The sequence below is a fragment of the Streptomyces sp. MA5143a genome (genome assembly GCF_900290235.1).
Classification (GTDB): Bacteria; Actinomycetota; Actinomycetes; order Streptomycetales; family Streptomycetaceae; genus Streptomyces.
The window spans coordinates 15,238-38,899 of the sequence record NZ_OLMK01000073.1 but is presented as its reverse complement, the minus strand read 5'-3'; the positions used below and the strand labels follow the sequence as shown (position 1 = coordinate 38,899).

At 71.0% G+C, this 23,662-nt stretch carries 17 protein-coding genes, 1 pseudogene and 1 riboswitch; of the genes and pseudogenes, 11 read left to right on the top strand and 7 right to left on the bottom strand.

Annotation, left to right across the window (positions count from 1 at the left end):
- Window positions 1-210 precede the first annotated feature (210 nt).
- The 3 genes from SMA5143A_RS29295 to SMA5143A_RS29285 all read left to right on the top strand — a co-directional run bounded on the left by SMA5143A_RS29295 (window position 211) and on the right by SMA5143A_RS29285 (window position 4,751).
- On the top strand, window positions 211-1,842 hold the full coding sequence (locus SMA5143A_RS29295) for a succinic semialdehyde dehydrogenase (RefSeq protein WP_107465827.1): 1,632 nt from the start codon (window positions 211-213) through the stop codon (window positions 1,840-1,842).
- Window positions 1,843-1,895: 53 nt separating this feature from the next.
- Window positions 1,896-3,701 carry a GMC family oxidoreductase gene (locus SMA5143A_RS29290; RefSeq protein WP_107465826.1) on the top strand — a complete coding sequence of 602 codons (1,806 nt, stop codon included), beginning with the start codon at window positions 1,896-1,898 and terminating at the stop codon, window positions 3,699-3,701.
- A gap of 312 nt (window positions 3,702-4,013) precedes the next feature.
- Window positions 4,014-4,751 carry a hypothetical protein gene (locus SMA5143A_RS29285; protein ID WP_107465825.1) on the top strand — a complete coding sequence of 246 codons (738 nt, stop codon included), beginning with the start codon at window positions 4,014-4,016 and terminating at the stop codon, window positions 4,749-4,751.
- A 632-nt stretch (window positions 4,752-5,383) separates the two neighbouring features.
- Here SMA5143A_RS29285 and SMA5143A_RS29280 read toward each other — a convergent pair.
- Window positions 5,384-5,695 carry a chorismate mutase gene (locus SMA5143A_RS29280; RefSeq protein ID WP_107465921.1) on the bottom strand — a complete coding sequence of 104 codons (312 nt, stop codon included), beginning with the start codon at window positions 5,693-5,695 and terminating at the stop codon, window positions 5,384-5,386.
- Window positions 5,696-6,324: 629 nt separating this feature from the next.
- On the opposite strand from SMA5143A_RS29280, the gene guaA reads away from it, so the two are divergent.
- Window positions 6,325-7,905, top strand: a complete 1,581-nt coding sequence (gene guaA / locus SMA5143A_RS29275; protein WP_107465824.1) for a glutamine-hydrolyzing GMP synthase — start codon at window positions 6,325-6,327, stop codon at window positions 7,903-7,905.
- A gap of 55 nt (window positions 7,906-7,960) precedes the next feature.
- Here the strand turns inward: guaA and SMA5143A_RS29270 are convergent, their stop codons facing one another.
- A complete protein-coding gene (locus SMA5143A_RS29270; protein ID WP_107465823.1) occupies window positions 7,961-8,521 on the bottom strand; it encodes a pyridoxamine 5'-phosphate oxidase family protein in 561 nt (186 codons plus the stop codon).
- A 201-nt stretch (window positions 8,522-8,722) separates the two neighbouring features.
- Here SMA5143A_RS29270 and SMA5143A_RS29265 point away from each other — a divergent pair, with 201 nt between their 5' ends.
- Window positions 8,723-9,517, top strand: a complete 795-nt coding sequence (locus SMA5143A_RS29265; protein ID WP_107465822.1) for a class II aldolase/adducin family protein — start codon at window positions 8,723-8,725, stop codon at window positions 9,515-9,517.
- Between the two features lie 71 nt (window positions 9,518-9,588).
- On the opposite strand, the pseudogene SMA5143A_RS43490 reads toward SMA5143A_RS29265, so the two are convergent.
- A pseudogene (locus SMA5143A_RS43490) lies at window positions 9,589-9,809 on the bottom strand (DUF4429 domain-containing protein); the annotation flags it as partial.
- Window positions 9,810-10,135: 326 nt separating this feature from the next.
- On the opposite strand from SMA5143A_RS43490, the gene SMA5143A_RS29255 reads away from it, so the two are divergent.
- The 3 genes from SMA5143A_RS29255 (at window position 10,136) to SMA5143A_RS29245 (ending at window position 13,220) form a co-directional block, all read left to right on the top strand.
- The gene (locus tag SMA5143A_RS29255; RefSeq protein ID WP_258193800.1) at window positions 10,136-11,389 is read left to right on the top strand and encodes a hypothetical protein; all 1,254 of its coding nucleotides are present in this window, start codon (window positions 10,136-10,138) and stop codon (window positions 11,387-11,389) included.
- A gap of 290 nt (window positions 11,390-11,679) precedes the next feature.
- Window positions 11,680-12,213 carry a DoxX family protein gene (locus SMA5143A_RS29250; protein ID WP_107465818.1) on the top strand — a complete coding sequence of 178 codons (534 nt, stop codon included), beginning with the start codon at window positions 11,680-11,682 and terminating at the stop codon, window positions 12,211-12,213.
- Window positions 12,214-12,341: 128 nt separating this feature from the next.
- Entirely contained in the window at window positions 12,342-13,220 is an 879-nt protein-coding gene (locus SMA5143A_RS29245) for a S1 family peptidase (protein ID WP_107465816.1), read from the top strand.
- A 22-nt stretch (window positions 13,221-13,242) separates the two neighbouring features.
- Here SMA5143A_RS29245 and SMA5143A_RS29240 read toward each other — a convergent pair whose 3' ends face one another.
- Window positions 13,243-14,874 (bottom strand): M4 family metallopeptidase, encoded by a 1,632-nt coding sequence (locus SMA5143A_RS29240; protein WP_107465815.1) that lies wholly within the window; start codon window positions 14,872-14,874, stop codon window positions 13,243-13,245.
- A 963-nt stretch (window positions 14,875-15,837) separates the two neighbouring features.
- Complete coding sequence (locus SMA5143A_RS29230) at window positions 15,838-17,409, bottom strand: PspC domain-containing protein (protein WP_107465812.1); 1,572 nt, start codon at window positions 17,407-17,409, stop codon at window positions 15,838-15,840.
- A gap of 166 nt (window positions 17,410-17,575) precedes the next feature.
- Between SMA5143A_RS29230 and SMA5143A_RS29225 the strand changes: the two genes are divergently transcribed.
- Window positions 17,576-18,865: an ATP-binding protein gene (locus SMA5143A_RS29225; protein WP_240496784.1), complete on the top strand. Its 1,290-nt coding sequence runs from the start codon at window positions 17,576-17,578 to the stop codon at window positions 18,863-18,865.
- On the top strand, window positions 18,862-19,782 hold the full coding sequence (locus SMA5143A_RS29220; RefSeq protein WP_375136555.1) for a LuxR C-terminal-related transcriptional regulator: 921 nt from the start codon (window positions 18,862-18,864) through the stop codon (window positions 19,780-19,782). Before SMA5143A_RS29225 ends, SMA5143A_RS29220 begins: the two co-directional genes overlap by 4 nt.
- 225 nt (window positions 19,783-20,007) lie before the next feature.
- Here the strand turns inward: SMA5143A_RS29220 and SMA5143A_RS29215 are convergent, their stop codons facing one another.
- Window positions 20,008-21,087, bottom strand: coding sequence for a C40 family peptidase (locus tag SMA5143A_RS29215; protein WP_107465919.1), 1,080 nt, complete (start codon window positions 21,085-21,087; stop codon window positions 20,008-20,010).
- A 574-nt stretch (window positions 21,088-21,661) separates the two neighbouring features.
- Here SMA5143A_RS29215 and SMA5143A_RS29210 point away from each other — a divergent pair.
- On the top strand, window positions 21,662-22,015 hold the full coding sequence (locus tag SMA5143A_RS29210; RefSeq protein ID WP_099969639.1) for a hypothetical protein: 354 nt from the start codon (window positions 21,662-21,664) through the stop codon (window positions 22,013-22,015).
- 34 nt (window positions 22,016-22,049) lie between these two features.
- Here SMA5143A_RS29210 and SMA5143A_RS29205 read toward each other — a convergent pair whose 3' ends face one another.
- The gene (locus SMA5143A_RS29205) at window positions 22,050-23,270 is read right to left on the bottom strand and encodes a C40 family peptidase (RefSeq protein WP_107465811.1); all 1,221 of its coding nucleotides are present in this window, start codon (window positions 23,268-23,270) and stop codon (window positions 22,050-22,052) included.
- 9 nt (window positions 23,271-23,279) lie between these two features.
- Window positions 23,280-23,454, bottom strand: a riboswitch (cyclic di-AMP (ydaO/yuaA leader).
- Window positions 23,455-23,662: the final 208 nt, after the last annotated feature.

Below are 23,662 nucleotides of genomic sequence, written 5' to 3'. Positions count from 1 at the left end.
GGTGACACCGGCGCTTGAGCAGCGGTGACGCCGGCCTTCCGCCGGGGTGACGCCGGCCTTCCGCGTGATGTGACCAAGTCGCGTCCGCAGGCGCACAACGCGCTGATCAGCGTCTTCGTGCCACTGATCACTGGCATGGTGTGTGCGGCCGGTGAAAGCCTGTTACCGCCGGGTACCCAAAGTCGTCCGCTCCGGAATACCCTGCGCGTCATGACGGACTCGCAGGCCCCCGAAAAGACCGGCACGGCACGGACGACCGGCACCAACCCCCTCGCACCCGCCCCGGCGGGCGCCCGTACCGCCGCCGACGTGGTCACCCCCGAACTGGTCGCCCAGCTCACCAAGGGTGTGGTCGGTTCCGGCCGGACCGCCAACCACACGCCGTTCACCGGCGAGAAGCTCGCCGACCTGCCCGAGTCCACCCCCGAGGACGTGGAGAAGGCGTACGTGCGGGCCCGCGCCGCGCAGGCCGTGTGGGCGCAGGTGCCCGTCCGTGAGCGCGCCGCCGTCCTGCTCCGCTTCCACGACCTCGTCCTGGAGCGCCAGGCCGAGGTGCTCGACCTCATCCAGCTGGAGACCGGCAAGGCCCGGCTGCACGCCCACGAGGAGGTCCAGGCCGTCGCGGTCGCGGCCCGCCACTACGGCCGCAAGGCCCCCGCGTACCTCAAGCCGAAGCGGCACACCGGCGCCGTACCGACCCTCACCAAGGTCGTCGAACTCCGCCACCCGCGCGGTGTGGTGGGCCAGATCGCGCCCTGGAACTACCCGCTCGAACTCTCCGTCGGCGACGCGATCCCCGCCTTCGTCGCGGGCAACGCGGTCGTGATGAAGCCCGACACGGAGACCTGCCTGACCGCCCTGTGGGCGCGTGACCTCCTCGTCGAGGCCGGTCTGCCCGCCGAGGTCTTCCAGGTCGTCCTCGGCGAGGGCCCGGTCATCGGACCCGAGGTCGTCCGGCACGCCGACTACGTCTCCTTCACCGGCTCCACCCGCACCGGTCGCGAGGTCGCCCAGGGCGCCGCCGCCCGCCTCGTCGGGGTCTCCCTCGAACTCGGCGGCAAGAACGCCATGCTGGTCCTGGAGGACGCCGACATAGAGAAGGCGGCCGCCGGAGCCGTCCGCGCCTGCTTCTCCTCCGCCGGCCAACTCTGCATCTCCATCGAGCGCCTGTACGTCCACGAGTCCGTCGCCGACGCCTTCCTGGAGCGCTTCGCCGCCCGCACCCGGGCGATGCGCCTCGGCACGTCCCTCGCCTACGGCGCCGACATGGGCTCCCTCGTCGGCGACCGCCAGCTGGAGACGGTCACCCGGCACGTGGACGAGGCCGTCGCGAAGGGCGCCAAGCTCGTCGCCGGCGGTGTCGCCCGCCCCGACATCGGCCCCTACTTCTACGAGCCGACCATCCTCGACGGCGTCACCGAGCCCATGGCCGTCTGCACCGAGGAGACCTTCGGCCCCGTCGTCTCCGTCTACCGCTTCAAGGACGAGGACGCGGCCATCGACGAGGCCAACGCCACCGCGTACGGCCTCAACGCCTCCGTCTGGACCAAGGACGGCCGCCGCGGCCGCGCCGTCGCCGCCCGCCTGCGCGCCGGCACCGTCAACGTCAACGAGGGCTACGCCTCCGCGTACGGCAGCGTCCAGTCCCCGATGGGCGGCATGAAGGACTCGGGCCTCGGCCGCCGCCACGGTTCCGAGGGCATCCTCAAGTACACCGAGGCCCAGACGGTCGCCCAGCAGCGCGTCCTGCCGATGGCCCCGTCCTTCGGCATGGACGACGAGAAGTACGCGCAGTTCATGAGCACCAGCCTCAAGGTCATGAAGGCGCTCCGGCTGCGCTGACACCCGCGCCCCTCCGGGGGCGCGGTACGCACCGTTCTCGATGAGGAGAGCACGTGTCATACGACTACGACGTCATCGTCGTCGGCTCCGGCTTCGGCGGCTCCGTGACCGCCCTGCGCCTCACGGAGAAGGGGTACAAGGTCGGCGTCCTGGAGGCAGGGCGCCGCTTCACCCGTGACTCCCTGCCCAAGAACTCCTGGGACCTGAGGAACTACCTCTGGGCCCCGGCCCTGGGCATGTACGGCATCCAGCGCATCCACCTGCTCGGCAACGTCATGGTGCTCGCCGGCGCCGGCGTGGGCGGCGGCTCCCTCAACTACGCCAACACCCTGTACGTCCCGCCGAAGCCCTTCTTCGAGGACCCCCAGTGGAAGGACATCACGGACTGGCAGGAGGAGCTGAAGCCGTACTACGACCAGGCGCGCCGCATGCTCGGCGTACGGCTCAACCCGACGATGACCCCGTCCGACGTGCATCTGAAGGCGGCCGCCGAGCGGATGGGCGTCGGGGACAGCTTCCACATGGCCCCGGTCGGCGTGTTCTTCGGTGACGGCGAGGACGCCGACGGCAAGGCCAAGGCCGCGCCCGGCGACCAGGTCCCCGACCCGTACTTCGGTGGCGCGGGCCCGGCCCGCAACGCCTGCACCGAGTGCGGCGAGTGCATGACCGGCTGCCGCCACGGCGCGAAGAACACCCTCAACGAGAACTACCTCCACCTCGCCGAGAAGGCGGGCGCGGTCGTCCACCCGATGACGACGGTGGTCGCCCTCACCGAGGACTCCCAGGGCGGCTTCGCCGTGACCACCCTGCCCACCGACGAACGCCGCAAGGCGGGCCGGGGCAAGGGCGGGGGCGGTTCCGGGGGCCGGGTCCTCAAGGCCCGCCGGGTCGTCCTCGCCGCCGGCACCTACGGCACCCAGACCCTGCTGCACCGTATGAAGGCGGGCGGCCAGCTGCCGCACATCTCCGACCGCCTGGGCATGCTGACCCGCACCAACTCCGAGGCCCTGGTCGGAGCCCAGACAGACCAGCGCCGCTATCGCAGGGCCCACGGGGCCGACGTGGACTTCACCCGGGGCGTGGCCATCACCTCGTCCATCCACCCCGACGAGAACACCCACATCGAGCCGGTCCGTTACGGCAAGGGCTCCAACGCGATGGGCGGTCTGTCGATCCTCCAGGTCCCGTACGCGGGCGCCACGGCGTCGGGCGCGTCGCGCGTGCTCGGCTGGTTGGCCCACGCGGCGAGGCACCCGCTGCTGGTGGCCCGTTCGCTGTCCAACCGCCGCTGGTCCGAGCGGACCATCATCGGCCTGGTGATGCAGTCCCTCGACAACTCGCTCACGACACATCTGAAGCCGAAGGGCCCCGGCAAGGGCCTGCTGACCGCCCGGCAGGGCCACGGCGCCCCCAATCCCAAGCAGATCGAGGCCGCCTCGGCCGCCGCGTCCACGATCGCCGCCGAGATCAACGGGTTCGCCGGCAGCAACGTGGGCGAACTGATGGGCACCCCGCTCACCGCGCACTTCCTCGGCGGCTGCCCCATCGGCGCCACCCCCGAGGACGGCGTCATCGACCCGTACCACCGCCTCTACGGCCACCCCGGTATCTCTGTCGTCGACGGCGCCGCGGTCTCCGCCAACCTGGGCGTCAATCCGTCCCTGACGATCACGGCCCAGGCCGAGCGCGCGATGTCGTACTGGCCGAACAAGGACGAGCCCGACCACCGTCCCGCCCCCGGAGCGGCGTACGAACGCCTGCGCCCGGTGGAGCCGGTGAACCCGGCGGTCCCGGAGGACGCCTTCGGCGCGCTGCGGCTGCCGCTGATGCCGGTGCCGACGGTGCCGCCGAAGAAGTAACCGCGGAAGTAACCGCGGAAGTAACCGCGGAAGTAAGCGAAGAACCAAGAGAAGAACCAAGCGAAGAAGCAGCGGAGAAGGACCCGCACCCCCCTCCGAGCGCGGGTCCTTCTCTCGTGTGCCAGGTGTGACCAGCGAGGCATGCGAAGGGTTGCCCTCCGGATCACAGTTTCCTGGAGTGACGTGAGTCACATGTGAATGTGGCGGGAGTGACGCAACGAATCCATGGGTCTGGCTGTCACATACATGTTCGATGGGCCCTGTGGGGCCCCTGTGTGACGCGAGTAGCGCAAGGCGTAAAGGGTGGGGGACATGAAGTCGAAGATGTCGCGGGCAGCGGTGGCCGTCTCGGTCATGGCCACGCTGGGTCTCACCGCGGCGTGCGGTGGCGGCGGCGAGAACGGCGAGAACACGGATGCGGAGAAGAAGCCCTCGGCGGGCTCCTCCGCCCCGGCCGAGAAGCCGAAGGAGCCGGCCGGGCAGGGCGCGCTGACCGAGGCCCAGCTGCAGAAGGCCGCCCTGACGAAGGGTGACGTCAAGGGCTACACCATCGCCGACATGCCGGCGGAGGACATGCCCGCCGAGACCGTTCCCGCGCAGCCGGCCGCCTGCCAGCCCATCGCGAACATGTTCTTCTTCACCTCGGACCCGCAGGCCAAGGCCCGCGCCGGGCGCACGGTCACCCCGAAGGACGAGCTCTCCGGCAGCGTCATCTCCCTCGCCCTCGCCGCGCACGAGCAGAGCGACGCCGAGAAGGTGATGGCCGACCTGCGCAAGGCGACCGAGACCTGCACGAAGTACGAGCACGTCGGCAACAAGTACTCCGGCGTCGAGGCCCTTCCCGCCCCCGAGCAGGGCGACGAGGCCGTCTCGTACAAGCTGAAGGGCGACATCGAGGGCGCCAAGATCCCGATGTCCTTCACGGTGGTCCGCAGCGGCTCGACGCTCATCGGGTTCTACTCGATGAACATGCTCGACGCGGACAAGGCGAAGGTCCCGGCAGAGGTGCTGGAGGCGCAGGTCGCCAAGCTGGAGAAGGCGGCCGGCTGATCTGACGGTGGCACACATGGCGAGGGGCCCCGTGGGACGGAACCCACGGGGCCCCTCGCCGTCAGCACCGACGTCAGGTCGGCGCCGGTGCCTCGCAGCGGCGCCGGGGGGTCGCGCCGCTGGTGGGGGGTGGATGTCGGACGCGCGCACGGGGCGCCGTACCGGGTGTCGACCTTGCGGTGCGGGCTGCTCCTGCTTCGTGCCGGGCGGCTGACGGGCTCCGTAACCGTCTCGCCGCCCTCGGAACAATCCGCCGGTCGGCCCCGGGCGTCCCCGGAGCCGACCGTTCAATTGAGTGACCGGGCTGCTGTCCCCTGCGGTCCGGTCACCACTTTGGAGCGAGGTCCCACGGCGCACGGCACGATCCGGACGCCTCATCGCTCCAGCGGAGCCACGCGTGGTTCTTTCGGACCCGGACCTGGCTGGCACGGGCATCGGGACCAACGAAGCGCGTCGTACGGCGGTCACGCGCCGTACGGGTGAGACGGCAGGCGCACACGTACGTGCGCCCGGCGCGTGCGCCGTGACCGTCGCCGGACGGGGCGCCGAGGGGTGCTCGGGCGAGAGTTCGCCCGGGGCGGCGCCGGTCGGCGGGGTCTCGGGGGTGGCTGAGTCTCGCGGGGCGGCGTGATTCAGATGCGTCCCCGGCACAGCTCCAGCAGGGTCATGGCGAGGGCGGTGCCGGGCTTGCCGAGGGCGTCGCTGTAGTGGGCGAGGACCTCCATCTCGCGCGAGAGGTTCACCCGGCGGCCGCCCGACTCGATCCGGGCGTCCTGGATCACGGCCGACACCGCCATCCGTTCCTGCACCAGCCCGATGATCCGGTCGTCCAACGCGTCGATCCGCTCCCGGGCGCCGCTGATCACACCCGCGGCCTCCTCGGTCCGCGCGCCGGTCCTCTCGGTGACGGTCTGTACCGAGGTGGTCCTCGTGACGGCGGTCATCTCGGCGGCGGTCTGCACAGCGGTGGTGGTCTTCTTGGTGGCGGTCTGCACAGCGGTGGTGGTCTTCTTGGTGGCGGTGGTGGCGGTGGTGGTGGTCATCGTCGGAACTCCTCGGTGTCCGGTTCCGCACCCCGCCCCGACAGTCCCCGGAAAACGCCAGGCGCCCCGGACCTTGTCGGCCCGGGGCGCCTGGGGAAGTCGCTTGTCAGTTGCTCAAGCAGCACGACCATGGCAGCCGGTGGGCCGGTTGCCATAGGTAAAGACGAAGGTCGAGTGCGCGAGCATGGGCGCCAGTATGCCACGGCAAGCCACCGGCTCCGACGCGGTCCGGCCCCACGGGGCGGCTGGCCCCAGGGGCTTGGTCGGCCCCAAGGGCTGGTGGGGCCCACGGGCTGGTCGGTCCCAGGGACTGGTCGGGCCCACCGGCTGGTCGGGCCCAGGGACTGGTTGGCCCCAGGGACTGGTCGGCCTCCTCGAGCCGGTCGTGCGGGGGGCGCCTTGTCCCCGAGGGGGGCGGCAAGGGGTCCTCGGGGTCCCGGGGGCGGAGCCCACCGTGGGCCCGCACCACGAGAGCGCACCCCGGTAGACTCGGCCACACAGACCCCCGCCCGACCGCCGGAAGGCACCCCGTGTCATCAGCGCCCTCCGCTGCCGCCGCCCCCGACACCGTTCTGGTCGTCGACTTCGGCGCGCAGTACGCCCAGCTCATCGCCCGCCGTGTCCGCGAGGCCCGGGTCTACAGCGAGATCGTGCCCAGCACCATGCCGGTCGCGGAGATCCTCGCCAAGAACCCGGCGGCGATCATCCTCTCCGGCGGCCCCTCCTCGGTCTACGCCGAGGGCGCCCCTCGCCTCGACCGCGCGCTCTTCGAGTCCGGCGTCCCCGTGTTCGGCATGTGCTACGGCTTCCAGCTGATGGCCACCACCCTCGGCGGCACCGTCGACAACACGGGCGCCCGCGAGTACGGCCGTACGCCGCTGCACGTCACCAAGTCCGGCTCGACCCTCTTCGAGGGCACCCCGGACGAGCAGTCGGTGTGGATGTCGCACGGCGACGCCTGCTCCGCCGCCCCCGAGGGCTTCACCGTCACCGCCTCCACCGACGTCGTACCGGTCGCCGCCTTCGAGAACGACGAGAAGAAGCTGTACGGCGTCCAGTACCACCCGGAGGTCATGCACTCCACGCACGGGCAGCAGGTGCTGGAGCACTTCCTGTACCGGGGCGCCGGGCTGACCCCGTCCTGGACCACCGGCAACGTGATCGAGGAGCAGGTCGCCGCCATCCGCGAGCAGGTCGGCGACAAGCGCGCCATCTGCGGCCTCTCCGGCGGCGTGGACTCCGCGGTCGCCGCGGCCCTCGTGCAGAAGGCCATCGGCTCCCAGCTGACCTGCGTGTACGTCGACCACGGTCTGATGCGCAAGGACGAGACCGAACAGGTCGAGAAGGACTTCGTCGCGGCCACCGGCGTCCAGCTGAAGGTCGTCGACGCGGAGGAGCGGTTCCTCAAGGCGCTCGCCGGGGTCTCCGACCCCGAGGAGAAGCGGAAGATCATCGGCCGCGAGTTCATCCGCGTGTTCGAGCAGGCGCAGGCCGAGATCATCGCGGACGAGGGCCCGGCCGTGGAGTTCCTGGTCCAGGGCACCCTCTACCCGGACGTCGTCGAGTCCGGCGGCGGCACCGGCACCGCCAACATCAAGTCCCACCACAACGTGGGCGGTCTCCCCGAGGACCTGGAGTTCCAGCTCATCGAGCCGCTCCGCAAGCTGTTCAAGGACGAGGTCCGCATGGTCGGCCAGGAGCTCGGCCTGCCCGAAGAGATCGTCCAGCGGCAGCCGTTCCCCGGTCCCGGCCTCGGCATCCGGATCGTCGGCGAGGTCACCAAGGACCGCCTCGACCTGCTCCGTGAGGCCGACGCCATCGCCCGCGAGGAGCTGACGGCGGCCGGGCTCGACCGCGACATCTGGCAGTGCCCGGTGGTCCTCCTGGCGGACGTCCGCAGCGTCGGCGTCCAGGGCGACGGCCGCACCTACGGCCACCCCATCGTCCTGCGCCCGGTCTCCTCCGAGGACGCCATGACGGCCGACTGGTCGCGCCTGCCGTACGACGTGCTGGCGAAGATCTCGACCCGGATCACCAACGAGGTGCGCGACGTCAACCGCGTGGTCCTGGACGTGACGTCCAAGCCGCCGGGCACCATCGAGTGGGAGTGACCGCTCGGCGTGACGGGGCCTTCGGGTGACGAGGTCCCGCCTCCGGTGAGGGGGCTCAGGTCCGTTTGAGAGTGCGCACCGGCTCTCCGGGCTTCCAGACCTGGACGACCAGATACGTCTCGTCCTCGACGTAGGTCCGTACGACCTCCGTCAGCTCGGTGCGGAAGAGGTGGAACGGCTCCGGCGGTTCCACCTCTTCGCTGTACGCGGCCTTGACGGCCGGATCGTCGACCTCGACCGCCCGCCCGCTGATCCGTACATCACCACCGCTGGTCCCGGTGCCCGGACCCGGGTTGGCCTGCAGCGCGAACCGGGGATCGCGGCGCAGGTCGAGCGCTTTCAGGGAGTCCGGCATCATCCCCAGCCACAGCTCGCCGCCGACGAACCTGACCTCCAGTCCGGTCGTGCGCGGCGAGCCGTCCCGGCGGAGGGTTGCGAGGACATGGTGGTTGAAGGCGCCGAAGCGTGCCTCCACGGTCTGCGCGAGACCGGGTTCGGCGGCGGAGAAGGCGGCCCAGTCGGCGACGGTGCGCGGCGGCGTGGGGGACGCGGAAGGTGGCGTGGGGGACGCGGAAGGTGGCTCGGGGGACGCGGAAGACGGCGTTGTGTGTGGCATGGGACGAGTCTCGCGCGGATACCCGACAACCACTGTCCGGTTACCCCGAGCGACTGACGGCTCGTCCCCTGAGTGGTGTGGCGCCAGCATGCTTATGTGACTTGCGTAACGGTTGCACACTCTCTTCAGGGAACGGACCTGTTCTGCCGGGGAGACCGACGGTAACTTCCGCTTCGTAAAGGAAGTCAGTCTGGAGGACACATGCACGGGCCCACACCGCCCCTGCCCCTACCCACCGACCAGCTGCGGTTCGCCATGCCCCCGATGCACGAGTCGGTGGAGGAAGAGCGGCGGCACCGCAAGGAACGGCTGGCCGGGGCCCTGCGGATCTTCGGACGGCTGGGGTTCGAGGACGGCGTCTCGGGGCACATCACCGCCCGCGATCCGGAGTTCAGCGACTGCTTCTGGGTCAACCCGTTCGGGATGTCCTTCAAGCACGTCACCGTCAGTGACCTCGTCCTCGCCAACCAGGACGGCCAGGTCATCGAGGGCCGCTACCACGTCAACCAGGCCGCCTTCACCGTCCACGCCCAGGTCCACGCCGCCCGCCCGGACGTCGTCGCCGTCGCGCACTGCCACTCGGTGCACGGCCGCGCCCTCGCCGCGCTCGGCGAACTGATCGAGCCGATCACCCAGGAGTCCTGCGCGTTCTACGAGGACCACGCGCTCTACGACAACTACACGGGCGTGGCCGTGGACGCGGACGAGGGGCGGCGGATCGCGGCGGTCCTCGGGAGCCGCAAGGCCCTGGTCCTGCGCAACCACGGTCTGCTGACCGTCGGCGACTCGGTGGACGCGGCGGCCTGGTGGTTCCTGTCGATGGAACGCTCCGCCCAGGTCCAGCTCACCGCGAAGGCCGCGGGCCGCCCTCTCCTCGTCGACCACCGGCTGGCCGTCGCCACACGCGAACAGGCGGGCGGGGACCTCGTGGCGTGGATCAACTACCAGCCCCTGTGGCAGGACATCAGCCGAAGCGAGCCGGACCTGCTGAGCTGAGCCGCGCGGAAGTGGGGGCGGCGGGGGCGGTGACGGCAGCTGTGTCGCTGTGGTGGGGCGGGGCGGGCAATCAGCCGGTAGGGCTTGGCCCCTCGCTTTCGCAGCCGTCCGCCGGTGGTCTGGAGCAGCGGATCAATGCCCTGCGCTCGCGGAGCCGCCACCGCAGTCGGCCCCGCCTGCGTTCGGGCTCGTAGACGACACCCGGCACCGCCTCCAGCGGAACCGCGACCTCCCCGTATGTCCGCCGGAACAGCGCCACGGAACGGTGCGGTCCCGGCGTGATCCGGACCACAGGGAGATTTTCGCAGCCGGGTCAACAGAACGACCCGAACTTCACCCCGCACTGCCCTTGCACTCGACGCCCCTGCCGGGCACGGCCCGCCTTCCGTACGGCACAATTCGCTGTCATCGCGGGGCATGTGTCCGGCCGCACGGCCGTGGTAGTGAGCGGCTGTACGGACGGCGCCCCGCCGGGGCGGTGACGGCGATGGCGTCGATATCGGTGACGACGATGGCGTCGATGAAGATGACGGCGAATGCCGAGGACAGCGCACGCAGAGGCGTGCGCGGCGCGGGAAGGCGGGCTCGGGCGTGGCGGTGCAGGAGGCCAGAGGGGGCATGGGCTCGGCTGCCCATGACGGCGGATGCACGTGCGGGGACTGCCCGCACGGCGCGCGCACGGGACACCGGCGCGCGGTCGCCGAGTTCCTGCTGAAACGCGAGGAGTTCGCCGCCGGACAGGGCCTGCCCGCCGCTGTCGCACACTCCGCTTCGGCCTCCCGCCAGTGGGTCTCCGACGAGCTCACCCAGTCCGCCGCCGTCGTCGCCGAACGCGGCCGCGTCGAGGGCGAGGCCTGGCTGGGCCGGCTCTGGCTGCGCACGGCGATCGTCGTCTGGGCCGGAGTCGTCACCCTGCTCCTCGTCCAGGCGATCACCGCGATCGGCGCGGGCTGGACCGTCGCCCGCACCGCCGGCCTGGTCGCCGCCCTGCTCGTCGCCGCGGCGCTCACCGGGGCGGGGTATCTGCACCGTGCGCGTGGGGGCGCCCTCGCCCCGGTGATCGGCGAGGACAACCGCCTCTCCACGTCCCGCGCGATCGCCGCGAGCTGGGTCCTCTTCGTCGTCCTCTGCGTCCTCGTCCTGGTCGGGCGCCTGGCCGCCGCCTCCGACCACCGGGAACGCGACGCCCTCATCGCCGGTTTCGAACTCGCCCGCGGTGCCGGCATCGTCACCGTCCTCGCCGTGGTGTGCGGCATCGCCGTCCTGGTACGCCGCGTCGTGGGCCTCCGCGTCCTCGGCCAGCGCCTTCAGAAGGTCCGCGCCCACCGCCCCCGCGCCGCCGACCTCCTCACCGACGACGCCGGCCGGGGCAGCTTCACCGACATCCAGTACGTGACCATCTGCGCCGTCGCCCTGGTCTTCGCGGCGGTACGGCTGGCCCGCCGCCCCGACCAGCTCCCCGACCTCCCCTGGGGCCTCGCTCTCCTCGTCCTCGTCTCCGCGGCCACCTACGTCGCCGGGAAGTACGCCGAGGGCGGCCGTCCCGTCATCCTCTCCGTCGTCCGCGCCCGCGAGGCCGGCGACCTCGACGCGCCCATCCGCAACGGCGACGACATCGAGATCCGCGGCGCCGGCTTCGTCCCGCCCGGCGCGCAGACCGCCGACCGCCTCTCCCGCATGGTCGTCCGCATCGGCCCCGTCCATGTCCACGTGCCCCTCGTCCCCGTCGCCGGCGGCTTCAGCAACCCCACCGACGCGGTCCTCACCGTGCCGGTCCCCGCCGACGTCGAACCCGGCACGGTCGACGTCCAGGTCGTCACCGCGGCCGGAGTGGAGACCAACCGCTACGCCATCGAGGTCTCGGCCGACTGATCCGAGGCGGTGGGTCGGCACGGTGGCCGATGAGTGGGGCAGGATGCGTCCGGCGGGGTGCGGTCAACTGGATGGGCGGGCCGGCAGCCTCGCGGGCGTTTGGGCGGGTCTGTCGGGAAGCGAAGCCGTGTGGCGCGGTCTCCGGGCATCTGTGGGCCGTGGGCGGACCCTCGGGACGAGACCACCCAAGACGGAAAAAGAGGTGACGCACCATTGAGCGCCCCCACCCCTTCGAACGTATCGTCTGTTGAGGGGTCAACGGCACGGCGGACAAGAGGCGGCGCAGACTGATGACTCACGGTACTCGCACGGACTCCCACACCCCCTACCTCGACGGCGGCCACGACTGGCGGGACGCGGCCACCCGCTACGCACTTCTGCCCCTGCGGGTCTTCCTGGGCGTCACCTTCATCTACGCCGGCCTGGACAAACTCACCGACAGCGCGTTCATGGCCGCGTCCGGCTCCGGCTCGATCGGCGACATGATGAGCGCCGCCCGCGATGCCTCAGCCATCCCCGCGATGATCGACATGGCCCTGAAGAACCCCGTCGGCTTCGGCTACGCCATCGCCATCGGCGAACTGGCCGTCGGGATCGGCACCCTCATCGGTCTCCTCGCCCGCCTGGCCGCCCTGGGCGGTGCCCTCATCTCCCTCAGCCTGTGGCTGACGGTCAGTTGGTCGTCCAGCCCGTACTACTACGGCAACGACCTTCCCTACCTCATGGCCTGGATCCCCCTGATCCTCGCCGGCGCCCCCACCCTCTCCGTGGACGCCGCCTTCCGCTCCCGACGCAACAGGCACCGAGCCGGCAGCTACCGCTGACCGCGCGCTGTCCTCGCGGCTGAAATACGGTCCTTGATCTCTTGCATCCATGCGCCAACAATGCGCATGACAAAACTGTGGGCGGCCGGAAACCTTCCGGCCGCCCTTCCGCAAGAGGGGACCCCCACGTGAGAAAGCCTTTCGGCGCCGCGATCTTCGCTCTGGCCCTCGCCGGAGCGGTCGCGACGCCCGCGGTCGCGGCACCCGGCGCCCGGCCCGCGACCGCCCGGCCCGCGACCGCCCAGCCCGTGACCCAGGCGGCCGAGCCGGCGCTCCAGGCCGTCAGCCTCGCCGGGACGGTGGCGCTCAGCAACTGCTCCGGCTCGGTCGTCCGCTTCCCCGACTCCGCGGACACCGACCCGGCGCTGGTGCTCTCCAACGGTCACTGCAGCAGCCTGCTGGACCCGGGCGTGGTCATCACCAACCGGCCGGCGAACCGGCCGTTCAACCTGCTCGACTCCTCGGGCACCCAGGTCGCCACACTGAAGGCCGCCAAGCTCGCGTACGGGACGATGACCGACACGGATGTGGCGATCTACGAGACCACCACCACCTACGCGGCGATCAGGAGCGCGTACGGGGTGTCGCCGCTGACCCTGCGGGACACACCTCCGACCGCCGGGACCGCCATCACGGTGGCGTCCGGCGCCTGGAAGAAGCTCCTGGACTGCACCATCGACGGGTTCCCGCATCGCCTCAAGGAGGGCAAGTGGACCTGGAAGGATTCGGTCCGCTACAGCCCCGCCTGCCAGACCATCGGCGGCACCTCCGGCTCGCCGGTGATCGACCGCGCCACCGGTGAGGTCGTCGCGGTCCACAACACCGGCAACGAGAACGGCGCCTCCTGCACGTTGAACAACCCCTGCGAGGTGGACCCGAGCGGCAGCATCACCGTCCGCAGGGGCGTCAACTACGCCGCCCAGACCTACCGCATCCCGGCCTGCTTCACGACCGGCAACCAGCTGGACCTGAGCGCCGCCGACTGCGCTCTGCCGAAGCCAAGCTGACGCGGCCGACGTCGGGTGGCGCTCAGTTCACGTTGACCGCACTCCAGGCCGCCGCCACCGCTTCGTACTCCGTGCCGGCCGCGCCGTAGAGGTCGCGGGCCGCGTTCAGGGTGGCCGTCCTCGCTCCGGCGTAGTTCGTCGAGGACGTCATGTAGACGGTCAGGGCGCGGTACCAGATCGCGCCGAGCTTGGCGCGGCCTATCCCGGTGACGGTGGAGCGGTTGTACGTCGGGGAGTCATAGGTGACCCCGTTGATCGTCTTGGTGCCGCTGCCCTCCGCGAGGAGGTAGGCGAAGTGGTTGGCGACGCCGGACGAGTGGTGGACGCTGATGCTGCCGACCGAACTGCTCCAGTAGTCCGCGGAGCTGCCGTCCTTGCTCGGCTTGTCCATGTAGCGCAGGGCATCCCGTCCCAGACCGGGGCGGACGACCTTCTCGCCGATCAGATAGTCGCCGGCGTCCTGGGCGTTCCCCGCGTAGAACTCCACCAGCGTCCCCAAGATGTCGGACGTCGCCTCGTTCAGGCCACCGGACTCGCCCGAGTAGACCAGCCTGGCCGTTCTCGAGGTCACACCGTGGGACATCTCGTGGGCGGCCACGTCCAGCCCGACCATCGGCCCGAAGTGGGTGCCGTTGCCGTCGCCGTAGGTCATGCAGAAGCAGCTGTCGTTCCAGAAGGCGTTGGAGAGCTTGTTGCCGTAGTGGACGCGGTTGTACGAGCCCTTGCCGTCGTCGCCGATGCCGTCGCGGCCGTGGACTTCCTTGTAGTAGTCCCAGGTCGTGTCGCTGCCGTACTGGGCGTCGACGGCGACCGTCGAACGGTCGGCGGTCGTCCCCGTGCCCCAGTGGTTGTCGTCGTCCGTGAAGAGGCGGCCGTTGCAGGTGTCGCCACTGCACGCGTCCATCCTGTCGCCCGCGTCAGCGGTGTAGGTGTTGCCGCGCGTCGGGTCCTTGAGCTGGTGAGCCGACCCCGAGGGGGTCGTCTCCAGCGTGACCGTGCCGCTGTACAGGGACCTGCCGTCGCCGGTGGCCGACTCCATCGTGTCCCAGGCGTCGATCCGGGCACCGCTGCGGGCATCGGTCAACAGCACGCGGGCGACCGGGTTGCCGAGCGGGTCCAGCCCGGTGGTCTCCGTGCGCCAGGCCAGTCTCGGGGCGCCGTGCAGGGCGTCGACGACGAGCTCGGGCTTGGCCCTCACCTGCTTCAGCACGTCGCCCGGGTTGGCCGCGCGCAGGGCGTTCACGCCGAGGTCGGCCGCCCTGGAGGCCGGCACCTTCGGCCTGGTGCTCGGCAGCGAGATCTCCGCCCTCGCCGCCCGGTCAGCGCCGCGGTAGGTACCGTCAGGCGCCATATGCACGACGAAGTCACCGCCGAGCACGGGGAGTTGCCGGTACGTACGGTCGTAGCGAACGTGCTGGGCGCCGTCCTTGTCCACGATCACGTCACGCACGAAGGTCTCCTGCGCGGAGGTGAGGCCCAGCGACGCGGCCCGGTCGGCGAGGGCCGTCGCCGCGTTGTCGAGGGCGGCGGCACGGCTCGGCCTGTCCGCCGCGTCGGCGGCCGGGGAGAGTACCCCGGCCAGAAGTGTGGCTGCGGTCGCTAAGCCGGCGGTGGCGCGACGGGAACCTCGGACGTACTGCCGAATCCAACTCATCAGTGTCTTCTGTCTCCTGGAGAAGGCGCCGCATGGAAGCGCCTGTGGCGGTGGGCGCCGTGGGGCACACATGAGGGGGCACTGAGGGAGCGGCGCAGAGGGTGCCGCTGATCTTGCCCTGGCATTTAAGAGCCCACGGGACTGTCATGTCCACATCCGTCGTGTGGGTGGATGAGGGGCGGTAACGGGAACGACTTGTTTTCGCCACAGCGCCCGGCGCCCCCCGCACTACCGCTCCGCTCCGCTCCGGGACTCCGGCACCCACCGCCCCGGGAGACTGATCGAGCATCTGATCAGCGAGGAGCGCGACGAACTGGGCGCGCTGAATGACGCGGGCCGCTCGACGAGTAGGGGTTGGCCTTCCCGGCTGGACGGCTGCTTTGGGTGCGCAGCTCCCCGCTGCTTGCGCCCGAGGCCATGAGGCCATGAGGCCATGAGGCCAGCGGGATCATGAGGTCGCCCTCGGGACCACGAGGTTGCCCTTGCCGTGGGCTGGGCTCAGCCAACGCTGGGGCCACCGGCAGTTAGCGCCCTGCCGATCCCCGATCCTGCCCTGGCGACCCCGCCCCTGTCGCGCGGCGCCCAACCCTGCGCTGCCCGCCCCCGCGCCGGGTCAGCCCCGGTCTACTCTCACCCGGCGACTGCCCGCCTCTGGGCATGTGCCCCGTCGACCCTGCTGCCCCGTGCTTCCCACCGCCCCGTTACGCCCGGTGACTCGGCTGGTCCTGTCGGCCTCGTCCACCCCGCCGCTCTCGCCTGTCCTCCCCTCCCGTCCGGCAGGACGCCCGGTGGCCCCGTATCGCGTGGTGTATGAAGGCCACGGCGCCCGCGAGGCACAGGCCTCCGAAGGTGAGTGGTAGGACGACGAACCACGGTGTCTGCCAGGCCCCGGCCGCATCGCCGAGGTAGATGACACCGGCGGCGGTCACGAAGAGTCCGCCGACGAGCTTCCCGGGCTGGAACTCATGCCGCAGCACGGGCCACCTCCGCCTGGCCCAGACCGACCTCCAGGTCGAGAGTGATCGTCCCGCCACTCCCCGAGCCCTCGGCCGGGGACAGGGTCAGGCGATCGCTCTTGTCCGGTGCCACGTCCACGTCCTCCTTGCCCTCACCCGGCAGCTGGATGTCACCGAAGCCCACCTGGACGTCGAGCCGCACGGTCACGTCCGACGGGACCACGACCTTCACCTTGCCCGCACCCACTTCCACACTCGTGGACAACGTCTGGCCCTTCGCCAGGTCCACCCGCGTCAGATCCAACGTGCCCACGCCCGTCCCCAACTCGTACCGCGCCGCCACGTCCGCGGCCTTCCCCGGTGTCCACTCGGTGCGGGCCCAGTCCGTCGTGATGTTCGACGGGAGCGCCGCCGCGCAGGCCAGGAGCCCTGCGGTGACCAGGGCCAAGAAGATCGATCCGGCTCCCGTCCGGCCCAGGAAGGAGCTCACCGCTATGCCCAGGCCGAACGCGACCAGCGCGCAGGCCAGCCCTGTTTGCATGCTGGCCGCCAGCGTGCGGTCCTCCCACGTCGCGGTGGTGCCGAGACCGCCGGCGAGCAGCGCGAGCAGGAAGACCCAGCCGCCTATCCAGCGCGGCCCGCGCGGCTTCGGCCCACGCGCGGTGCGTATGTCGTGCCGCGGGGGGACGCCGCGAGCGATGTTGACCGCCGCGGAGATGTCCCGCCCACGCGTCTCCCAAGGGCCCCACAGGTAGCCCGTGCTGCCCACATGGGTGCCGTCCTTGACTATCGGGTCCCGCCACCACGACGGGTAGGAGGCGGCCACGGGGGGTGCCTGGGCCTCCGGCGGCGCGTCGGCGACGGCCTGGGCTGCCAGCGGGTCGGGGTCGGGGGTGCCTCGCTGCCGTGACCAGTAGCCCGCGCCGGCCAGGAGGAGGGAGACGATCACGGAGAACGTCAGGACGGTGCTGTTGCCCAGCATCGTGAGGAACACGCCGCAGCCGACCAGCGCGAAGAGCACGGCCGCCAGCGCCTGACCGTCGACACGGCCGGTGAGCAGCTTCCGTACCTCGTTCTCCTCCTCGTCGTCGTACGGCACGAACAGCCAGGCGAAACCGTAGAAGATGAGGCCCAGCCCTCCGGTCGCCGAGAGCACCGCGAGCACGATCCGGAAGATCACCGGGTCCATGTCGCACTGCCGCCCGAGGCCGGCGCAGACACCGCCCAACATGCTGTACCGCCGGTCACGGCGGAACCCGTGAGGAGTGACCGGGGCGTCCGGGCGAGCCGAACCGCCCGAACCAGCCGGGCCGGCAGCATGCGCGTCGTAGGCCGCTTGATCCGCGGGCGCGTCCGCACCCGCGTGCGCATCCGTGCCCGCGCCCCCGTGCGTACCCGTGCCCGGGCGCGTGCCCGAGCCCGGGTGCGGCTCCTTCGCCGTGCCCCGGCCCTCGTGCGCGCGCGGCTCCTCTGCCGTGCCCGGCGCGGGCACGGCGTCCTGCGGCTCGGTGGTCGGCCGCTGGGAGTCGGAGCCCGAGGTGGGTCCCGACTCCGATGCCGCGTGCTGGTGATCCGTCATGCGTCCATCGTGACCGCCGTGCCGGTTCGATGGCACTCGGGATGACCCTGGTCGAACCCTGATATCCACCCGGGGATGCGTTCGATCATGGCTCCGCCGAAGATCAGGGGCGTCTCGGGGATGGACCCTGATGCCTCGATCGGCCGTGCGTGTGAACATCGATGGCATGCCGGAAGCCGCAGCACTGCCCATCGACACTCCGCGGCCCCCGCGCAAGCTCTACCGCAGCAGCGACGGTCGCTGGCTCGGCGGAGTGGCGCGAGGGCTCGCTGGGCATCTCGGGCTGCCCGTGATCTGGGTCCGGCTCGTGTTCGTCGGCCTGTTCACGGCGGACGGCCTGGGCGCTTTGGTGTACGCGGCGTTCTGGTTCTTCGTGCCGCTCGGCGTCGGCGGGGTCGACAACCAGCGACCCTCGGCCATCACCACCGAGACCTCACCCGACGGCCGCCGCAGACTCGTGGCGCGCCGGCCCGACCGGGGCCAGATCGTCGCTCTTCTCCTCATGGTCGTCGTGGCCATGGTCTTCGTCGGCAATGTGAACCTGGGGGACGGCGCCCGAGCGTATCTCTGGCCGACGGTGCTGGTCGCCGCCGGTGTGGCCCTGGTCTGGCGCCAGGCGGACAACGCCCGGCGTGCACGCTGGGCCGAGGTCGGCCGCCGCCGGCGCACCATCACCCTGCTCCGCTCGGTGGCCGGAGTCCTGCTCGTCACCGCCGGCGTCTCCGGGATATTCGTCCTGCAAGGCTCCGCCGCCCACCTCGGCTCGGTGCTTCAGGCAGCGCTCGCGGTCCTCGTGGGGATAGCGCTGCTGGCGGGCCCCTACCTGGTCAGGATGACCCAGGACCTCTCCGAGGAGCGCCTGATGCGCATCCGCGCCCAGGAACGCGCGGAGGTCGCGGCCCATGTGCACGACTCGGTGCTGCACACCCTGACGCTGATACAGCGCAACGCGGACAACCCCAACGAGGTCCGCCGCCTGGCCCGCGCCCAGGAGCGCGACCTGCGCAACTGGCTGTACAAACCCGAGGGCACCGGAAAGGACGAGGACGACGAGCCCGACACCCTCGCCGAGGCCGTGCGGCGCAACGCCGCGGAGGTGGAGGACAAGCACGGAGTGCCCATAGAAGTGGTCGTCGTCGGCGACTGCCCCCTCGACGAGGGACTGACCGCACAGATGCAGGCCGCGCGCGAGGCGATGGTGAACGCCGCCAAGTACGGTGGCGAGGGCGGCGCCGTACAGGTCTTCGCCGAGGTCGAGGGAAGGACGGTCTTCGTGTCCGTGCGTGACCGCGGTCCCGGCTTCGATCTCGACGCGATACCCGCCGACCGCATGGGCGTCAGAGAATCGATCATCGGCCGCATGGAACGGAACGGCGGTACGGCACGGCTCCGCGCCGTACCGGGCGGCGGCACGGAGGTCGAGCTGGAGATGGAGAGGGCGGAGACGACGTCATGAGTGACGCGAACGAGCCGAACGACCTTGCCGGGCAGAGCGGTTCCGGCACGGAACCGACCGTGGGCCGGGGAGGCGACCGGGCCGCGCAGGAACCCGGTCCCGGACCCGCTGGTGGCCGGCAGGGGGAGGACGCGGGTCGGGGGGCGTTCGGGGACGCCGATGTCTCCGATGCGTCGGCTTCCGACGTGTCCGCTTCCGGTGCTTCCGGCGGGCCCGTGGCCGGGGGAGAGCCGGAGGCCGCGGTGTCCGGTCCGGGGCGGCATGTTCGGGTCGTGCTCGTCGACGATCACCGTATGTTCCGTACGGGAGTGCAGGCCGAGATCGGGCAGACGGAGCGTACGGGGGTCGAGGTCGTCGGGGAGGCTCCTGACGTCGACCAGGCGGTCTCGGTGATCACGAGCGCTCGCCCCGAGGTGGTGCTCCTGGACGTCCACCTCCCCGGCGGCGGTGGGGTGGAAGTCCTGCGTCGCTGTTCGGCGTTGATGGCGGACACCGAACGACCGGTTCGCTTCCTGGCGCTGTCCGTGTCGGACGCGGCGGAGGACGTCATCGGCGTGATCCGGGGCGGCGCACGGGGCTATGTCACCAAGACGATCACCGGCACCGACCTCGTCGACTCCATCTTCCGGGTCCAGGAGGGGGACGCCGTGTTCTCCCCGAGGCTGGCCGGCTTCGTCCTCGACGCCTTCGCCTCCACCGATGCCCCGCCCGTCGACGAGGACCTGGACCGCCTCACCCAGCGTGAGCGTGAGGTGCTGCGTCTCATCGCCCGTGGCTATGCGTACAAGGAGATCGCCAAGCAGCTCTATATCTCGGTGAAGACCGTGGAGTCCCATGTCTCCGCCGTCCTCCGCAAGTTGCAGCTCTCCAACCGGCATGAGCTGACGAGATGGGCGACAGCACGACGGCTGGTGTAAGGCTGAGCGGCCGAGGGCGACGGGACCTCGGTCCCGTACGCGCCCGACGGATCGGCCAGCCTCTCGACTCCGGCCTGCCCCTCGACCCCCGACCCCGGACCCCCGACCTCCGACTCCCGCGGCCCTTGCCGCCGCGCCGCCAGGCCCTTGCCGCCACGCCACCGGCTGCGGCGCCCTGCCGCGGGGGCCCGCTCACTCCTCGCTCACACCGCCCTCACTCCTCGCTCAGGCCACCCGTGTGGCGCCGGTGAACGGCATTTCGTCGAGGGGGGCCACGCGAACCGGGGCGGAGGGGTTCGGGGCGTGGATCATCTGGCCGTTGCCCACATAGATGCCCACATGGCTGATGCCGGAGTAGAAGAAGACCAGGTCGCCGGGGAGCAGTTCCGCGCGGGAGACGCGGCGGCCGGCGCCGATCTGGCCGTAGGTGGTGCGAGGGAGGGAGACACCGGCGGAGCGGTAGGCGGCCTGGGTGAGGCCTGAGCAGTCGAAGGCGTCGGGGCCGGTGGCACCCCAGACGTACGGGCTGCCGAGCTTGGAGTACGCGTAGGAAACGGCCGAGGCGGCCCGGGGATTGGGGGCGTCGGAGGCGGAGGAGGCCGGTGAGACCGGGCCGGTGACGGTGCGCGGGGACGAGGGGGCGGAGCGCGAGGCATGGCCGGTGCCGGAGCCGGGGCTGCTCAGACGGGTGCGGTCCTCGGGCGTGAGGCGGTCGAGGAGCCGCCGTGCCTCGGTCAACTTCGAGGTGACCGTCTTCTTGTGCCGCTTGACCTCCTGCTGCTTGGTCCTGAGGGTGCCCAGTTCGACACGGGCGGCCCCGCGGAGTCGTTCGATCTCCAGCAGTTGCTGCCGTACGCCTGCCACATCGGCCGCCTGCCGGTTGCCGACGCGTTCGGCGAGGGCGGCGTTGCCGAGGTACTGGTCCGGGTCACCGGAGAGCGCCAGCTGCCACGACGGGTCGATGCCGCCGGTCCGGTACTGCGCGGTGGCCAGCGAACCCAGCTGCTCGCGGGCGGAGTTGAGCCGGTCGGTGCGGCGGGCCGCCTGGTCGCGCAGTACCTCCAGGTTCTCCTGCGCCTTGTCGGCCTTCTCCTTGGCCCCGTTGTACTTGTCGGTGGCGACCTCCGCCTCCTCGTACAGCTTGTCCACCTTCGCCTTGATCTGCTCGGGCGTGAGGTGAGGGTCGGCGTGCCCGGTACCGTCGAAACCGGTCGCGGTCGCCGCGCCGGCGAGCGCGAGAGTCGCGGCCGTGCGGACCGTCGGGCCGCCGAGCGAGCGCTGTCTGGGCTTGCGGTGCGCTGCCACGTGGGACTCCATGTCCTCTCGTACGACCGCCGTCCGTACGTCGGAGCGCACAGACCGCCTGGGGGAGCGGTGACGCATCCGGCGGCGGCCCGCACAGGGGGGAGCGGGACGCCGCCGGACTTTCTCGGCGGTGGTGTCCGACTGCCGCCCCTGGCCCGGGCGGCGGTGGGGAGCCGGTCACCTGAGGGAGGACGCTAAACCTGACTGTGTCGAGCCGGTAACGCGTTGTACGGAAGTGGCGCGCACCGACCGCGAGGTGACCGTATGTGACCGTGATCTCGTCCTGGCGTCGCCGCAATCACGCTGCGCGATGACCGATGCGGCGATTCCCGGCCGGGCGGGGCACGACGGTGCTATGGGGCGCATATATGCAAGATCGATCCCGCCCTCACCGGTTGCGGCGTCGCAGGGGCCTGGCCCACATGCGGAAGCCCCCGCACCCGGAAGCCCTCACCCCCGGAAGCCTCCCCGCGCCCGGCAGTCCTCCGCCCTCGGCGGCACCTCACGCCGGAGAGGGGCAGCACCCCGCCATCCGGTGCCCGGCCGGTCGTCGCCTCCTCATTAGGCTCCGCCCATGGACGTACTCATCCACCTCTTCGTCGCGCTCCACATCATCGGGATCGCCGCTCTCCTCGGCGGTTTCCTCACCCAGATGAAGGCCATGGGCCAGGGCACCGCCCGCTTCGTCCCCGCCATGCTGCACGGCGCGCTCACCATGCTGATCACCGGAGCGATCCTCGTCGGCCTCAACCAGGCGGACGACCAGCCCGTCAACAACATCAAGATCGGCATCAAGATGGCGCTGCTGGTCGTGATCCTGGGGCTGGTGTACGTCAAGCGTGACGAGGAGACGGTGGACAAGTCGCTGTTCGGGCTGGTGGGCGCACTCACCATGGCGAACATCTTCATCGCGGTGCTCTGGACCTGAGCCGGCCCGCCTCCCCGGCGAGCCGGCCGTACGGTTACGCCGGCCGCACCACGCTGTGGATGGAGGACTCGCCGTCGTAGAAGATCGACTCCTCGCGGACGTAGGTGCCCGGCTTCGGGGCGTGGATCATCATGCCGTTGCCGATGTAGAGGCCGACGTGGCCGATGTTGTCGTAGAAGAAGATCAGGTCGCCGGGGCGGGCCGCGGAGAGCGCGACGGTCGTACCGGCGTTGACCTGGTCGTAGGTGGTGCGGGGGAGGTCGACACCGGCGGCCTTCCAGGCGGCCTGGGTGAGGCCGGAGCAGTCGTAGGACCCGGGGCCGGTGGCACCCCAGACGTACGGCTTGCCGATCTGCGCGCGGGCGAAGGCGAGGGCCTTGGCGGCCTTCGTGGCGTAGGCCGAGTCGTCGACCGTCGTCGTGGTCTCGGTGGACGGGGACGGGGACGGGGACGGAGGCGTGGACGGGGACGGAGGCGTGGACGGGGAGGTGGAGGTGTCCTGAGGGGCTTCCTGTGTCTCCTGGGCCGACTCGGCCCGTGACTCGGCCGCCGCCTGCTGCCGTGCCAGCTCCTCCGCCTTGCGGTCGGCCTCCTCCTGCTTCCGCTGCTCGATGTCCGCGAGCCGGGCCTTCTCCTCGGCGGTGAGCTGGGAGAGCAGTTCGCGGGCCGCGGCGAGTTTCGCCTGGACCTTGGCCTTGCTGGACTTGAGGGCGTTCTGCGACTCGGTGAGCTGCTCCAGGCCCTCGGACGCCTCCTGGCGCCGCTGCGAGGTCTCCGCCTGCTGCGCGACGTACCCCTCGACGGCCTCCTGCTGGCGGTCCGTCAGCCGGTCCATCAACTGGTTCTGGGCGAAGTACTCCTGCGGGTCGTCCGCCAGGAGCAGGGCCGCCGTGTCGGGTGCGGCCGCGCCCGTCCGGTACTGGGCGGCCGCGTACGAACCCAGCTCCTCGCGCGCTTCGTTGAGCCTTTCTGTCCGCTTCGCGACGTCGTCGAGGAGACTTTCGACCTGTTTCTTCTGCTTTGTGGTCTTCTCCTTGACCGAGTTGTACTTCTCGGTCGCCGTCTCCGCCTGGCGGTAGAGGTCGCCTACCTTCTTCTCGACCTCCTCCAGACTCGGCTTGTCGTCGGTCGAGGGGGCGGCGGTGGCCGTCTGGGAGAGCAGGGCCACGGAGGTGAGGGCGGCGGTGGCGAGAGCGGGGGTGCGGATGCCCGCGCGCGTCCGGCCGGTCGGACGCGGCTTGCGGTGCGGCGCCATGGTTCGGCGACTCCTTCCGTAGTCCGCCTACCGAGTTAGCTGTCGGGTTCGGGCGCAAGCTTTCGGAAGGTTTGCCCTACGGCCCTCGCCGCGTGCGGCGGACGGGTCGATTCACCCCAGAGGTCGGTGGGTCCCCGGCTCCGGCTGCCGTGGAGAGGCGCACCGGACTCGGCGGAGGCCGTGCGGCCCGGCGACGTTCGCCGGTTGGGTCGTACGGCCTGACCCAAGACGCTAGCCAACTGGTGTGGTCCGTGTGAAGGTTGATGTTCGATATGCCCGATACGTTTTCGTGACCTTGGCCTCGCGGACACGACAGGTGCTACGTTCGATCGCTCACCGTGATGAGGTGGGCGCGACCGGTGGCCGACGGCTCCGTGGGGCGCGGCTCGGAG